The 14,324-nt window shown below is 31.4% G+C and carries 17 protein-coding genes and 1 tRNA gene; 10 read left to right on the forward strand and 8 right to left on the reverse strand.

The features are described from left to right. The first annotated feature begins 68 nt into the window (after positions 1–68). The 10 genes from ATE84_RS06720 (at position 69) to ATE84_RS06765 (ending at position 7,022) form a co-directional block, all read left to right on the forward strand. Complete coding sequence (locus ATE84_RS06720) at positions 69–857, forward strand: TatD family hydrolase (RefSeq protein WP_101446948.1); 789 nt, start codon at positions 69–71, stop codon at positions 855–857. 38 nt (positions 858–895) lie between these two features. Next, the gene (locus tag ATE84_RS06725; protein WP_101446950.1) at positions 896–1,930 is read left to right on the forward strand and encodes an asparaginase; all 1,035 of its coding nucleotides are present in this window, start codon (positions 896–898) and stop codon (positions 1,928–1,930) included. A 69-nt stretch (positions 1,931–1,999) separates the two neighbouring features. After that, positions 2,000–2,087 (forward strand) — tRNA-Ser (locus tag ATE84_RS06730). Between the two features lie 82 nt (positions 2,088–2,169). Next, positions 2,170–2,979: a MotA/TolQ/ExbB proton channel family protein gene (locus ATE84_RS06735; protein WP_101446952.1), complete on the forward strand. Its 810-nt coding sequence runs from the start codon at positions 2,170–2,172 to the stop codon at positions 2,977–2,979. Between the two features lie 97 nt (positions 2,980–3,076). Further along, on the forward strand, positions 3,077–3,571 hold the full coding sequence (locus ATE84_RS06740; protein ID WP_101446954.1) for a hypothetical protein: 495 nt from the start codon (positions 3,077–3,079) through the stop codon (positions 3,569–3,571). A 6-nt stretch (positions 3,572–3,577) separates the two neighbouring features. Then, positions 3,578–4,186, forward strand: a complete 609-nt coding sequence (locus ATE84_RS06745) for a biopolymer transporter ExbD (RefSeq protein ID WP_101446956.1) — start codon at positions 3,578–3,580, stop codon at positions 4,184–4,186. A 23-nt stretch (positions 4,187–4,209) separates the two neighbouring features. Beyond that, positions 4,210–4,692, forward strand: coding sequence for a biopolymer transporter ExbD (locus ATE84_RS06750; RefSeq protein ID WP_101446958.1), 483 nt, complete (start codon positions 4,210–4,212; stop codon positions 4,690–4,692). 396 nt (positions 4,693–5,088) lie between these two features. After that, positions 5,089–5,703 (forward strand): biopolymer transporter ExbD, encoded by a 615-nt coding sequence (locus tag ATE84_RS06755; RefSeq protein ID WP_101446960.1) that lies wholly within the window; start codon positions 5,089–5,091, stop codon positions 5,701–5,703. A gap of 16 nt (positions 5,704–5,719) precedes the next feature. After that, positions 5,720–6,196, forward strand: a complete 477-nt coding sequence (locus ATE84_RS06760) for a biopolymer transporter ExbD (RefSeq protein ID WP_101446962.1) — start codon at positions 5,720–5,722, stop codon at positions 6,194–6,196. Between the two features lie 118 nt (positions 6,197–6,314). After that, positions 6,315–7,022, forward strand: coding sequence for a porin family protein (locus tag ATE84_RS06765; RefSeq protein ID WP_101446964.1), 708 nt, complete (start codon positions 6,315–6,317; stop codon positions 7,020–7,022). Here the strand turns inward: ATE84_RS06765 and ATE84_RS06770 are convergent. From ATE84_RS06770 to ATE84_RS06810, 8 genes are all read right to left on the reverse strand, one after another. Beyond that, on the reverse strand, positions 7,017–7,622 hold the full coding sequence (locus ATE84_RS06770; RefSeq protein ID WP_101446966.1) for a hypothetical protein: 606 nt from the start codon (positions 7,620–7,622) through the stop codon (positions 7,017–7,019). The two genes, ATE84_RS06765 and ATE84_RS06770, sit on opposite strands and share 6 nt — an antisense overlap. Continuing rightward, a complete protein-coding gene (gene rpoN / locus ATE84_RS06775) occupies positions 7,622–9,082 on the reverse strand; it encodes an RNA polymerase factor sigma-54 (RefSeq protein ID WP_101450866.1) in 1,461 nt (486 codons plus the stop codon). Before rpoN ends, ATE84_RS06770 begins: the two co-directional genes overlap by 1 nt. Before the next feature lie 501 nt (positions 9,083–9,583). Next, entirely contained in the window at positions 9,584–10,225 is a 642-nt protein-coding gene (locus ATE84_RS06780; RefSeq protein WP_101446968.1) for a response regulator transcription factor, read from the reverse strand. A 50-nt stretch (positions 10,226–10,275) separates the two neighbouring features. After that, positions 10,276–11,070, reverse strand: coding sequence for a sensor histidine kinase (locus ATE84_RS06785; RefSeq protein WP_101446970.1), 795 nt, complete (start codon positions 11,068–11,070; stop codon positions 10,276–10,278). Further along, positions 11,043–11,705 (reverse strand): hypothetical protein, encoded by a 663-nt coding sequence (locus ATE84_RS06790; protein WP_101446972.1) that lies wholly within the window; start codon positions 11,703–11,705, stop codon positions 11,043–11,045. The genes ATE84_RS06785 and ATE84_RS06790 overlap by 28 nt, the downstream gene beginning before the upstream one ends. Before the next feature lie 26 nt (positions 11,706–11,731). Then, the gene (locus ATE84_RS06795) at positions 11,732–12,412 is read right to left on the reverse strand and encodes a hypothetical protein (RefSeq protein ID WP_101446974.1); all 681 of its coding nucleotides are present in this window, start codon (positions 12,410–12,412) and stop codon (positions 11,732–11,734) included. A 452-nt stretch (positions 12,413–12,864) separates the two neighbouring features. Next, a complete protein-coding gene (locus ATE84_RS06805; RefSeq protein WP_101446978.1) occupies positions 12,865–13,542 on the reverse strand; it encodes a hypothetical protein in 678 nt (225 codons plus the stop codon). Further along, entirely contained in the window at positions 13,532–14,260 is a 729-nt protein-coding gene (locus ATE84_RS06810) for a hypothetical protein (protein WP_101446980.1), read from the reverse strand. Before ATE84_RS06810 ends, ATE84_RS06805 begins: the two co-directional genes overlap by 11 nt. Positions 14,261–14,324: the final 64 nt, after the last annotated feature.

The following is a 14,324-nucleotide window of genomic DNA, read 5'->3' on the forward strand; positions in this document are numbered from 1 at the left end:
AAATGAATTCAAAAACAAAAGCAATACATTGCTGATTGGTATTAACTCTAATTTAATACTTTTGCGGCATGATACTAACCGATACCCATACCCATATTTATAGTGAAGCCTTTGATGAAGATCAAGATGAGATGATGCAACGTGCTATAAAAAATGGTGTAACACGATTTTTTGTTCCTGCAATTGATTCTACATATGTCAAAGCTATGTATGCAGCAGAAGCTAAGTATCCTAAACATGTTTTTTTGATGATGGGATTGCATCCTACGCATGTAAAAGAAAATTATAAGGAAGAACTTGTATTTGTAGAGAATGAAATCAAAAACCGTTTCAATGAGGAGGCGGATAAGAATTTTTATGCAGTAGGTGAGATAGGTATAGATCTGTATTGGGATAAAACTTCTTTGGCAGCACAGCAAGAAGCATTTAGATACCAAATCCAATTGGCAAAAAAATACAAACTACCTATAGTAATACATTGTCGTGAAGCTTTTGAAGAAGTTTTTGAAGTATTAGAATCAGAAAAAAGTGATGACTTATTTGGGATTTTTCATTGCTTTACAGGAACCATAGACGATGCTAATCGAGCTATAGGTTATAATATGAAATTAGGAATAGGAGGAGTGGTTACTTTTAAGAATGGTAAAATAGATACGTTTTTAAACCAGATCTCTTTAGATCATATTGTTCTGGAGACAGATGCTCCATATTTGGCGCCGACTCCGTATCGAGGTAAACGTAATGAAAGTTCTTACTTACTTAATGTCCTAGAAAAAATGGCAGAGATATATCAAAAACCGATAGAAGAAATAGCAGCAATTACTACCAAAAATTCTAGAGATATATTTGGAATATAGACCAATAAAAAACGATTTAATTTTCGTTCATTTGCTTTATGAATACTTCGCCAAACATATTACTTATTTATACCGGAGGAACAATTGGAATGGTCAAAGATTTCAAGACTGGTGCTCTGGTAGCTTTTGATTTTGATGAGTTGTTATTAAACATCCCAGAACTCAAACAATTAGATTGTAATATCAACACTATTAGTTTTGAGAAGCCTATTGATTCTTCTGATATGAATGTTGATCGATGGAAAGAACTAGGAGATATTATCAATGTCAATTATAAAAAGTATGACGGGTTTGTTGTTTTGCACGGAAGTGATACCATGTCTTATACAGCATCAGCAATTAGTTTTATGTTTGAAAACCTTGCTAAGCCTATTATTTTTACAGGTTCTCAACTACCAATAGGAGATTTACGAACAGACGCAAAAGAAAATTTGATCACAGCTGTTCAGATTTCGGCATTACAAGAAAAAGGAAAGCCTGTAATTACTGAAGTAGGACTATATTTTGAATATAAGTTGCTTAGAGCCAATAGGACTACTAAGATTAATGCAGAACATTTTGAAGCATTTCAGTCTCTTAATTATCCATCTTTGGTAGAGTCTGGAGTACATCTTAAGATCAATACCTCTTTTTTGCTAAAAAGTAACCGGCGAAAAAAGATGGTATATCATACACATTTTGATAATAATGTTGTTATCGTTAAGATGTTTCCGGGAATTAACGAGAGTATTTTAAAAAGTATTTTTTCTTTAGAAGCGATAAAAGGAATTATTTTAGAAACTTATGGTGCAGGTAATACAACGACAAAAAAATGGTTTACCACTATAATTTCTGATCTGATACAAAAGGGAATACCTGTGGTAAATGTTACACAATGTATAGGAGGAAGTGTAGAAATGGGTAAGTATGATACTAGTATTGCACTAAAAAAAGCAGGTGTTATTTCGGGAAAAGACATTACAACAGAGGCTGGAGTGGCAAAATTGATGTATTTACTAGGAGAAAAATTACCACTTAAAGTCCTCAAAACCATTTATGAAACCTCCCTTCGAGGTGAAATGTTAGAAAATTAACGCCTCAAATTTCACTAGTTAACATTTTTTTTGTTATTTGCTCATCCTTATTTTTCTAAGGGAAAACACAGAGAGGTGGCCGAGTGGTCGAAGGCGCACGCCTGGAAAGTGTGTATACGCCAAAAGCGTATCGAGGGTTCGAATCCCTTCCTCTCTGCATTATTATCAATTTTTTAATAAATTTTATAATATTTTTATATCTTTAACCCTTTAACTAATTAAAATTAAGAATCAGCGCAATGAAAAGATTATTTTCTATTCTGGCAATCGCAGCAGTAATGACCTTTGGAAATTTACAAGCATCTACTGCACCTGCCCAGTTATTAACGGCAAACGTGCAATTATTAATTGCTCCTATAACTAATACGACAACAACTCAAGAAGAAGCAGTATCCGAGACGACTACAGATGAGCTATCTTTTCATCAAAAACTGAAAAAACGTTTTATAGAAGGTGGTCCAGGATTTATGGGTATCGTGCTTCTATGTTTGATTTTAGGTCTTGCGATAGCAATTGAAAGAATTATCTTTTTAAGTCTTTCTACAACAAACACTAAGAAATTACAACAAAATGTAGAAGATGCACTAAATAGTGGTGGTGTTGAAGCAGCAAAAGAAGTATGTAGAAATACAAAAGGACCTGTTGCATCAATATATTATCAAGGTCTAGACAGAGCAGACGAAAGTATAGACGCAGCAGAAAAATCAGTTGTGGCATATGGTGGTGTTCAAATGGGACAATTAGAGAAAAATGTTTCTTGGATATCATTATTTATCGCTCTTGCTCCAATGCTTGGATTTATGGGTACGGTAATAGGTATGATTACGGCATTTGATAAGATTGCGGCTGCAGATGATATGCAACCTTCTCTTGTAGCAGGTGGTATTAAAGTGGCACTTCTTACTACAGTATTTGGTCTTATTGTTGCAATTATTCTTCAAATATTTTATAATTATATCGTTGCAAAAATTGATAGAATAGTAAATGATATGGAAGATGCTTCGATTACATTAATCGATATTTTGGTAGATTACAAGAAAAAGAAATAATTGATGTTTCTAATAAAGATCTGATTTAAAAGATTTTTAATTTACACTTTTATTTAATTACGGATTACTCATGTGATCCATATAAAAAATTAGTAACATGAAAATTTCAAAAATATTATCATATATCGTAATGGCTATTGGTGCTATAGGAGCTGTCTTGTTGTTCTTGATGAGCAATAATTTCGATGGTCTTATGGAGAAATATGGTATTACAGAAACCAAAGATTTTGTTAGAGATGGTGGATCAATGGATGTTTTAAAAGAAGCAACATCTTTAGTAGATCCATTATACGCTCTTACTCTTCTTGTTTTTGTAGGTGTCATAGTCGTTACTTTGATAGCCGTTTTCTCTGCCATGGCTAAGAACTCAGGAGGTCTTAAAAATACTGCAATTGGTATAGTAGCTTTCCTTATTGTTGTAGGTGTTGGCTATGTTGTAGCAGAAGGAGTAGAAGCGCCATTGAACGATGGAGGAGTCCTTTCTGAAAATGGCTCTAAATGGGTAGGAACAGGATTGTATACATTTTACTTTTTGGCTGCTATTGCAGTTGGGTTAATGTTCCTTTCTGGTATTAAGAAACTAATTAAGTAAACAATTATGGCAAGAAGAGCAGCACCAGAAGTTAATGCAGGGTCTATGGCAGATATTGCATTCTTACTTCTTATATTTTTCTTGGTTACTACCACGATCGAAACCGATACAGGTATTAGCCGTAAACTCCCTCCTCCTCAAGAGGAAGATATAGTTCCGCCAGTTCTTAAACAAAAAAATATTTTTGTTGTAGAATTGAATAAGAATAATGATTTATTGGTAGAAGAATCTCCTATGGAATTGAAAGATCTTCGGGAAGCTGCTATTAAGTTCTTAGATAACGGAGGTGGAAGAGGAGAAGAAGCTTGTAGTTACTGTCAAGGTGATAGAGATCCTTCTTCTTCAGATAATCCTACTAAAGCGGTTATATCTTTAAATAACAATAGAGAAACAAATTATAGTGCGTATATAGCAGTTCAAAATGAATTGGTAGCAGCGTATACTACATTACGTAATAGAGAAGCACAACGTCTTTTTGGTAAAACATTTGTACAAATGGAAGCCGACTTTAAAGATGTGAATTATTCTGGAAGTAAGACTAAACTTAAAGAAGATATCAAAAAGATACAATTTTTGTTTCCTGAAAAACTTTCAGAAGCTGAGCCTAAAAAATAGAAATAACATAAAACAGAATTCTTATGTCTAAGTTTAAAAAGAAAAAGAGTGGTGAATTACCTCCAGTTTCTACAGCGTCATTACCGGATATTGTATTTATGTTATTGTTTTTCTTTATGGTGGCAACGGTGATGCGTAAAAATACGCTAATGATAGAAAACAAATTACCTGTCGCCGATCAAATAGAAAAACTAGACAAAAAAAATCTAGTGATGTATATCTATGCAGGAAAACCTAGTTCTAGATATCGTGCAAGTGCAGGTAGTCAAGCAAGAATACAGCTTAATGATAAATTTGCTGATGTAAGTGAAGTAAAAGCATTTGTATTGGCTGAGAGAGCAGCAAAAAGAGAGGAAGAAGTTCCTTTTTTAATTACAGCTCTTAAAATAGATGGAAAGACCAATATGGGACTTGTAGGAGACATCAAAAAAGAATTAAGAGAAGTTCAGGCATTAAAGATTAATTATACAACCAAATCAGGTAAAGCTTCGGATAATTTTAAGTAATACGATACAATTATCTATAGCATAAATGTCTAAATGATATTAAAAATCCTGCCTTTAGGCAGGATTTTTTTAGTACTATTCCTTCCGTCATTTTTGAAAAATGGCATAACAATTGTTGCTAATTTTATATTAGCTGTGATCTATCATTTTATAGCATCAATATCTAACCTTCCAAAGTGATATTGAATATATTGATAAAATGGTTATAATATGAAATAAATTTTTCGAACCCCTCTAGAATATACTTAGTTTACTTCTTGTTTCTGTTAAGAGGTAATATTGTTGGGTATGAAGGTTTTAAATATAATTTCAACATATTTTCTTCTGCATATTTCTTGTCACTTATGATCATGGTTTCTTGATTCTGTAAGTAATTATTAACTAAATATGTTTATTATGACAAGAAGATTAAGACCAAGTGTTAATGCGGGATCTATGGCTGATATCGCATTTTTATTACTCATCTTTTTTCTGGTTTCTACTAAGATGGAAACAGATTATGGGATCACCAGAAAATTATCACCTCCAGCAGATGATTATCCTACAGAAGCAATTATCATGGAAAAAAACCTCTTTAAGGTAGAATTAAATCAGCTTAATGAATTATCGGTTGAAGGGACTTCAATGAAGATTTCGGCTCTTAAAGACGCAGCCATTGCATTTCTGGATAATGGAGGAGGGTTTGGCGAATTAGCCTGTAACTATTGTAAAGGAGAAGGTGATGTTACATCCTCTGATCACCCAACTAAGGCGATTATATCTCTTATTAATAATCGTGAGACAAATTATGCTACATATGTAGCTGTGCAAAATGAATTAGTAGCTGCATATACTGAGTTACGTAATCGAGAAGCAAAAAGATTATATGGTTTTTCCTTTACGGAAATAAGGAAAAGTTTCAAAGATGCTCGTAATCCTAATGATAAAGAAGTGTTAAGAGAGCGAATTAAGACAATTCAATCCCTGTACCCAGAAAAGATTACTGAAGCAGAACCTAGAAATCAATATTAATTTAATTTATATAATTATGTCTAAATTTAAAAATAAGAAAAACGAGCAGTTACCAGAAATTTCAACTGCATCACTTCCCGATATTGTATTTATGCTGTTATTTTTCTTTATGGTGGCTACTGTAATGCGTAACAATACGCTAATGATAGAGAACAAATTACCTGTCGCAGATCAAATAGAAAAATTAGATAATAAGAATTTAATTATGAATGTATATGCAGGAAAACCTAGTTCTAGATACAGGAATATAGGTTCTGAAGCCAGAATTCAGCTTAATGATAAGTTTGCAGATATAGAGGATATAAAAGCATTTATTTTGGCAGAAAGGGCTTCTAAAACAGATGCAATGCTTCCTTTCCTGATAACTTCTTTAAAGATTGATGAGCATACTAAAATGGGACTGGTCGGTGATATTAAGAATGAATTGAGAAAAGTTCATGCTCTTAAAATTAATTATGCCACCAAAATCGGAGAAATGAATGATAATTTTTAGCAAACTTGTTTAACTAGTAATCAAAATCCTGCCGAAAGGCAGGATTTTGTATGATTTCGTTTTGTTTTTATAAACTTTCTCTTATTTCTAAAGAAATAGATTTATTTTAGTGATCTATATGAAAAAATTGTTTGTATTCATTGTATGTTATTTGTTTGTGTTTCTTTCTTCAGGACAGGAAACCGAGCAGGATTCTACTCAAGAAATAGAGATAGATTCTTTATATCGAGAAGATCAATTTTACGTAGGCGTAACATTTAACCTACTACTTAATAAACCAGCAGGTGTGAGTCAATCTGGTTTTTCTGGAGGATTACATTTAGGGTTTATACGAGATATGCCAATTAATAAAAGGCGTAATGTTGCTATAGGTTTGGGAATAGGCTATTCATTAAATGTTTATAATCAGAATTTGTTTATAGGGGAGCAAGAAAATACAGAACAGAGTATATTTAGAAGTTTAGAAGGTGTTGATTACAGTACAAATAGATTTACCACGCATTTGGTTGAAGCTCCTTTTGAGTTTAGATGGCGTACATCTACTTCTAAAACTCATAAATTTTATAGAGTTTATACAGGTGTTAGAATGGGGTATCTATATTCTTTTAACTCTAATTTTAAGCAACCTGGAAACCGTGTGAGACAAACAAAATTAGATGAATTAAATAGATGGAGGGTGGGAGCGACCTTCACATTTGGATGGAATACTTTTAATTTTCATTTCTATTATAGTTTAAATACCTTATTCAATAATGATGCTGTAATTGAGGGAGAATCTGTTGGATTGAATACTGCAAAAATAGGATTGATGTTCTATATTTTATAACCAGAAATTTGCTAAGGTAAGTTGTGGGATTATCCCAATTAAAAATCCTAGGATTAATTCTAAGTTACTATGTGCTTTGCAGTGTAATCTAGATGTGGCTACCAATCCATTAAAAATCATTAACATGGCTATTAGAATGGTTAAATTAAGTCCAAAATGAATACTTATTGCTACAGTAAACATGGTGATTCCACTAATTCCAATCATATGTAAGCTTGCTTTTATGTTAAATAATACCATAAAAATTGCACTTAATGATGAAAACAAAATCCCTAAAAAGAAAAAGTATAATTCAGGGTAGTGATACACATCAATCACCATTTTGATGACTACTATAAGTAAAATAGATTGTAGTAGTAGTGGGATTTTACGTTGTTTTACGTTTTCAAGATGTATTGAGGTAATAGTTCCGGTGCTTTTTAATAAAAAAAATAATACGATGGGTATTAGGATAGTAAGAATAATTAGCCCAAAGACTTTGGCTCTAATAATTTCGATAGGGATAAATCTTGGAGCAGTACTAAAATAAATTATAGCACCCAAAAGAGGCATCAACAACGGATGTAAAATATAAGAAACACTTCTAAGAAAAAAATTCATTAAATTTTCTTTCGTAATCTGGCAACAGGGATATCTAATTGCTCCCTGTACTTGGCTACAGTTCTTCTGGCTATAGGATATCCTTTCTCTTTAAGGATTTTGGCAAGCTTTTCATCCGTAAGAGGTTTTTTCTTGTCTTCTTCGCCTATAGTTATTTCCAGTATTTTTTTAATTTCTCTGGTAGAGACTTCTTCCCCTTGATCATTAGTCATTGATTCAGAAAAGAACTCTTTGATAAGTTTTGTCCCATAAGGAGTATCAACATATTTACTGTTTGCTACTCTTGAAACAGTACTTACATCCATAGAGATCTCATCGGCAATGTCTTTTAAAATCATTGGCTTAAGATTTCTTTCGTCTCCACTAAGAAAATAACTTTTTTGATAGTGCATTATTGCACTCATAGTAATAAAAAGTGTCTGTTGTCTTTGCTTTACAGCTTCGATAAACCATTTTGCAGCATCTAATTTTTGTTTAATAAACAAAACAGCATCCTTTTGTGATTTAGATTTTTCTTTACTGGCTTTATATCCTTGAAGCATATTGTTGTATTCTCTAGATACATGAAGTTCTGGAGCATTACGGCCGTTTAGAGTCAATTCAAGTTCACCATCTACAATTCTGATTGTAAAATCAGGAACTACATGTTCAATCAAACGATTGTTACCTGCATATGCTCCTCCTGGTTTAGGGTTAAGATGTTCAATTTCATCGATTGCTTCTTTTAGTTGTTCTTCAGTAACGTCAAATTTCACTAAAAGTTTGTCATAATGCTTTTTGCTAAAATGGTCAAAAGCCTTTTTTAAGATCCCTGAAGCTAATTTTATTGGAATAGTGGTTTCTTTTCTATCCAATTGAATCCAAAGACATTCTTGCAAATTACGAGCGCCAACACCTGCAGGATCCAGTTGATGAACAATTTGTAAGACATTTTCTATTTTTTCCTCGGTAGTATATACATTTTGAGTGAAGGCTAAATCATCTAAAATATCAGATAAAGGCCTTCTTATATAACCGCTTTCATCAACACTACCAACAAGAAATTCAGCAATTTCTCTTTCTTCATCATTAAATCGGTAGGTGTTTAATTGATTAACCAAATGTTGATGGAAAGATGTTCCAGAGGCGTAAGGGACACTTTTTTCCTCATCATCAGCACTATAATTATTAGAACTTAACCTGTAACTTGGAATCTCATCATCACTAAGATATTCATCAACATTGATGTCTGCCTCTATTTTCTCGGTTCCATAATCCTCTTCTGCAGCACTTTCATTACTAAATGCATCATCAAGTTCATCCGCTTTATCTTTTCCGCTATCAAGAGCAGGGTTCTCTTCCATTTCTTGTTTCAAACGTTGTTCGAATGCTTGCGTAGGAAGTTGAATCAACTTCATGAGTTGAATCTGCTGTGGAGAAAGTTTCTGAGAAAGCTTAAAATTTAATTGTTGTTTTAGCATAAAAATGATCAATGTTCTTCTACTTACAAAAATAAACAAAAAACACTGTTTTTAAAGTAGTATAAGACGGTTAGTTTATTTAAAAGAATGCTATAAAACCATAAATGAGATGATTTTATTTCTGGCTGTAATCAATAAACGGGCCAAAAGTAATTATAATATGTAATAAACGAGGTTTTTTTAATACATAAACCGGGCAAAGTTAGATCAGTTATGGATAGGGTCAAAACTTCTTACTACAAAGAACTTGTTGAAGTGTTTTCAGATTTGTGTTTCTCAAACATCTTCGATATGCTTTATGCTTTTAATCAAAGAATTAACTTAAAGGTATTTATGGACTTAGTGTAAGAATTCAATTTTCAAATTCCTTTCTATATAGAGGAAAGGATTGTGCTGTGAAAAACTCAGCTAGGCTATTAAGGATAATATTTTTTTAAATTTTTAGATGTTCTTTTATCCATATTTGTATGTAGAAATCCAAAATAAAGGAGAGATCATAAGCTAAGGAACAAATAATTTACTTTTGATAGCATAAATAACCAAACCTGTTCTGTTTTTTAGATTTAGTTTTTCAAAAATAGAATCTCGATATCCTTCAATTGTTTTTGGACTTAAACACATGTCGTTTGCAATTTCTTTATATGTTTTCTCGGTACAAGCATGTTTAATAAATTCTACCTCTCGATCTTTGAGTACGACATTGTTTTCTTCTTTAGGGTTTAGTGATCCTAATAATAAATTGGTTACATCTTTTGTGTGGTAAAAACCTGTTTCCTGCACCTGGATAAGCGCATTTTCCAGAATACTTTTTTCTGTATCTTTTAATAGATATCCTTTTGCACCTGCTCTAAGCATTTTAAGGATTGTATTTTCGTCTTCTTCTACTGATAATGCTAGTACCTTTACTTGTGGGTATTGTTCCTTTAATGCCGCTGTAGTTTCAATCCCATTCATGATAGGCATATTGATATCCATAAGTACAATATCCGGGATGTTTTTAGGATCTTTAAATCGGGTAAGTAGCTCTTTCCCGTTTTTACAGATATATAGAATTTTAAATTTAGGAAACCCATTTACTAGTCCAGATAATGCCTGGGATAGTAAAATATGATCTTCTACAATAACTACTGAGTATTTCATGATTGATGATACTTATTATTTGTTTGTGTGAATAGTTTTCTTTCTATACAAAGTTAATTAACTTCATTGTCTAAAGCCATCGAACTTTCGTTTTTATAAGGATAAGTTAGTGTTATTGCCGTTCCTTTTCCTTTTTGTGATGTTATTTGTACGATGGCATCGATTAATTTCCCTCTATTTTGCATGTTACTTAGTCCTATCCCTCTTTTAGTAGGGCAATCTATTTGATCAAAACCAACACCATTATCTTTTGCATGGATTACCAATTTATCGATACCATAATGTACATCAACATCCAGATTTGAAGCTTTAGAATGTTTGATGGTATTCGTAAAGAATTCCTGTAATATCCTAAAGATGATAATCTCGGCCTTATCATCCAATACTTCTATCTCTTCATTACTGGTGATTGTGGCTTTAATAAATTGCATGCGATTAAATCGTTCTATTTCTAAGGTTATCGCTTCTGTAAGACTTAAGCTTTTTATAGTATCTGGGTTAATCAATTTTGATAGCGATCGCAATTCTGTAAGGCTTTTGGTTATAGTCTCGGTCACCTCTTCTAATTTATCGGGGTCATCTTGCGCTATATTTACTTGTATTTTGGCCAGCGTGAGTAGCTGGCCAATATTATCATGTAACTCCCAGCTAATATTACGGAGTGTCTCTTCTCTGATTTCGATCTGAGTCTCTGCAATAGCTCTTTCAAACTTTTTCTCTGCCTCCTTTTGTTGTAACAAGAGACTGTTCTTCCTTTTTTGAAAAATCAAAAAAAGAGAAATCATTAAAATGATAATTACAACAAGTACTGTACTTGCTATTAATATTGCTGTTTCTTGTCGCTCCATATAAAGCCTATTATAAAGCAAAGGTTCATAATTATAGTTAAAGTTACAGTAGTTAAAAATGAAACAAAACCATCTGTTAAACTTACATAATAATTTCTGAGAATTCTAAATGGAATTTGACCAATACTATGTATTAATAAACCAATACTTATCCAAAAAAGTAAATTTTTTTCTATTCTTAATACTTTTTTGGATTTAAGAATTTCTATATAGTAAAAAATAATGGTAATAATAAGGAAACACGCTGCTATAATATATGGTATAATTTGGAGTTGAATCAAATAATTTTGATAGAACCCATTAATTACTAATGATATTATATATAATGAATAAAAAATATTAATAGCCTTTTTATATTCCTTATTGACAATGTAACTTTTAAAAAGAAAAAAATAATATGAGAAATTTATTAGATAAAAGATATTATATAAAATACGCGCTTCTTCAATGTCTAAACTTCTTCTTAGGTAAATTCCTGTAAACAGTTCATTAATTGCAGTATACCAGATTAAATATATGAAATTATTGAGTTTTGTTTTCTTATATTTTTTTTGATATATAGTTCCAATAATTGCAGTTAGTAATTCTATAAAAATAGTTACATGCATTATTGTTATTAGAAGTTCATTTTTCATAAATAAATTGTCAATTTTTACATGGGTTATGGATGGCTTCCTACATCATTACCAATTGTACTTTTTTCAGGCCCATATGCATTGATAAATGAAAAGAAGCTTGCTGTGTTGATTTTTGTTTGGTTAAGATTTTGACCATATTTTTGATGATCAAATTCATTTTCAAGGAATATGATTTCTGGTTTACCATCACTGTTTCTATCTACAAAAGTGAAGCCGCGATGTAAATCTGTATCTCCTTTTAGAGTTGTTGGTGCAATAAAAAATGTATTTCTTCTTGGATCTGGTATGGATTTTCCATCATCAAATTTTTCTTTATCAGGATAGTTGCCTAGATATAGGCGATATCCTGTAATGTCAATTGTGTCGGGGGTGATTTGATTAACATAAGCTATATATTGATCCAGAAATTTTTTGGATAAATAAAAAGATCTCGAAGGCATAAATTCATCATTTGGTTTTCTTGTTGTTGGACATAGACTATCTAATATGTAATCTCGTTTGCCTTCAAATGTTTTAATTACACAAACACGATTTTTTGTATAACTATTATATAGTTCTGTAGCATCTTTAAAAGAAATAATCTCTTTGGGTTTTGTCACTATTGGTAGATCTGGATTTTCACACTTTCTAATTACCAAAAAAGTAAGTATTGCAGTGATAATAATAACAATGGGGTATCCGATAAAGTTAGTTTTTTTGTCCATTTTTTTAGGTTTATTAATATGTTTGTTGTGATGCTGGTGGTTGCCAGAGAAATTAATTAAGGTTGTTTTTGATTATATTTGATTCCAACTTTTACTGAAATGATAGTTTTTTGAGATCCTCTTATTACTATAGGGGAAACTCTATCTGCAATTAAAAATACTATTATTCTATAGTTTTAAAAAAGTATTGACATATTTTGTTGCTGCAAAAATGTTTCAAACCATTGATAATAAGTGTTTTTTGGGTTGTTTTAAGTGTTTTGGAGTATATGTGGATTTTGAAAAAAGGGGGGTTTTACCCCTTTCTAAAAAAGGGATTCGACTCTTTTGTAGTGTTAAAAACACTTCTTACGAATATTATATAGAGAGTGTATTTTTTGTAAGAAACAAACATGAATTTTATAAAAAGAGCGTTAAAGAGTTTTTTTAATAATATAAGTCCCTTTGTGGTATTACTTCGTTGAATGGGAGATTGTTTTTTTATGAAATAAAAAACCGGCTATAAAACAACTATTCATAATAATAGAGAGAATACTGTTTAGTATAAAAATTATTGAAGGTTCATTTTGGCTTGCATAATAATTTCGTACTATAGAAAAAGGAGTGATTCCCATATAATAAATCAATAACCCAGCACTGATCCAGAACAAAAACTCTTTTTTGATCTCTTGCATTTGCTCTGATTTTAGTAGTTCTGCGTAATAAAAAATAATAGAAATCATTAATAGAAATGCACCAAGAAGAAACGGTATACTTTGTAACTGAACTAGATAATTTTCATAAAATCCACATATAAAAAGAGTGATTATGTATAGTGTGATAAAATACTTTATAAAGCGTTTACTTGTTTTTTCTTTGGTATGCCAGTGGTAAATAAAAAATAGAAATAAGAAAGTAGAAGTGGTAGATATATTATATAGTATTAGATTGTTAGAATTAGGAAACCAATGCCTTGTATTATAAGCAATAATATCATTGATAAAGATATAAATCAGAAAAATAGAAAACCATTTTAATAAACCATTAATCTTATAGGTAAACAAAAAAAATAGCCCGGTAAGTGCAGCGATGCATTGAATACCAAAGGCTATCTTTCTCAATAGTATCAGTAGTTCTAAATTAGAATCCATATTCTGGAGGAGTTGCTCCTAATTGGTTTGCAATAAGGCTATATTTATCATCGCCACTTATTTTTCTTGGAAAGGACAAATTATCTGTCTTATTACGATTTCGTCTTAAATGACTAAATCCATTATTTTTATCTAATAATTTTACTTTACCATCATTGTTAAGTGTATATCCTATATGTAAAATATGATTGTCATATTTTTTTTCTAGTGTAGGAGCGATAAAGATGGTTTGATGTCTTGCGTTTTTATTACTCCCACTAGAGGAGACATATGTGTCAGAATATAATGCGAAATAGAAACGTAATCCGGTTGTTTTTACGCCTGATTTTTGCGATAACTCATCAACATATGATAAATAGCTACGTAACTCAGAAATTTCATAAAACATAGACCTTGTAGGTTTAAAAGAGGTTCCGTTTGAATCTGTATTAACAACTTCACTAATCAAATCTGCTCTATCATCATAGTTCTTATATATTCTTTGTGCTTGCGTAAAACTGATAATATTTTTGGGTTTCCTTCTACGGGATTTTTCTTGACCTAGTTTTTCTTCTAAATCTTTGACTTTTGTTTCTAAAGTTTCGATTTTTCTTAGATATTCTTCTTCTTCAAGAACTTCTATAGCCGAATCCTGTTGGCAGGAATGTAAAAAGAATAAACTACTGATTAATGCTAGAAATAGGGCGAAAAATGTACTGCGGTGTGTTGGTTTTTTCATGACGATTACTTTTGGTGATATGTTATTATTTTCCAATGTAAGAGTCTTCGTGTTAGGTTTTAAG

It is taken from the genome of Aquimarina sp. MAR_2010_214 (genome assembly GCF_002846555.1).
In the GTDB taxonomy this organism is placed as follows: domain Bacteria; phylum Bacteroidota; class Bacteroidia; order Flavobacteriales; family Flavobacteriaceae; genus Aquimarina.

Bases quoted from the DNA above. Each gene is read 5' to 3' on its own strand.
- ATE84_RS06750 (WP_101446958.1), top strand. From the start codon at position 4,210: ATGTCTAAGTTTAAAAAGAAAAAGAGTGGTGAATTACCTCCAGTTTCT.
- ATE84_RS06740 (WP_101446954.1), top strand. From the start codon at position 3,077: ATGAAAATTTCAAAAATATTATCATATATCGTAATGGCTATTGGTGCT.
- ATE84_RS06770 (WP_101446966.1), bottom strand. From the start codon at position 7,622: ATGAATTTTTTTCTTAGAAGTGTTTCTTATATTTTACATCCGTTGTTG.
- ATE84_RS06755 (WP_101446960.1), top strand. From the start codon at position 5,089: ATGACAAGAAGATTAAGACCAAGTGTTAATGCGGGATCTATGGCTGAT.
- ATE84_RS06735 (WP_101446952.1), top strand. From the start codon at position 2,170: ATGAAAAGATTATTTTCTATTCTGGCAATCGCAGCAGTAATGACCTTT.
- ATE84_RS06790 (WP_101446972.1), bottom strand. From the start codon at position 11,705: ATGAAAAATGAACTTCTAATAACAATAATGCATGTAACTATTTTTATA.
- ATE84_RS06810 (WP_101446980.1), bottom strand. From the start codon at position 14,260: ATGAAAAAACCAACACACCGCAGTACATTTTTCGCCCTATTTCTAGCA.
- ATE84_RS06805 (WP_101446978.1), bottom strand. From the start codon at position 13,542: ATGGATTCTAATTTAGAACTACTGATACTATTGAGAAAGATAGCCTTT.
- ATE84_RS06785 (WP_101446970.1), bottom strand. From the start codon at position 11,070: ATGGAGCGACAAGAAACAGCAATATTAATAGCAAGTACAGTACTTGTT.
- ATE84_RS06720 (WP_101446948.1), top strand. From the start codon at position 69: ATGATACTAACCGATACCCATACCCATATTTATAGTGAAGCCTTTGAT.
- ATE84_RS06725 (WP_101446950.1), top strand. From the start codon at position 896: ATGAATACTTCGCCAAACATATTACTTATTTATACCGGAGGAACAATT.
- ATE84_RS06765 (WP_101446964.1), top strand. From the start codon at position 6,315: ATGAAAAAATTGTTTGTATTCATTGTATGTTATTTGTTTGTGTTTCTT.
- ATE84_RS06760 (WP_101446962.1), top strand. From the start codon at position 5,720: ATGTCTAAATTTAAAAATAAGAAAAACGAGCAGTTACCAGAAATTTCA.
- ATE84_RS06795 (WP_101446974.1), bottom strand. From the start codon at position 12,412: ATGGACAAAAAAACTAACTTTATCGGATACCCCATTGTTATTATTATC.
- ATE84_RS06745 (WP_101446956.1), top strand. From the start codon at position 3,578: ATGGCAAGAAGAGCAGCACCAGAAGTTAATGCAGGGTCTATGGCAGAT.
- rpoN (WP_101450866.1), bottom strand. From the start codon at position 9,082: ATGCTAAAACAACAATTAAATTTTAAGCTTTCTCAGAAACTTTCTCCA.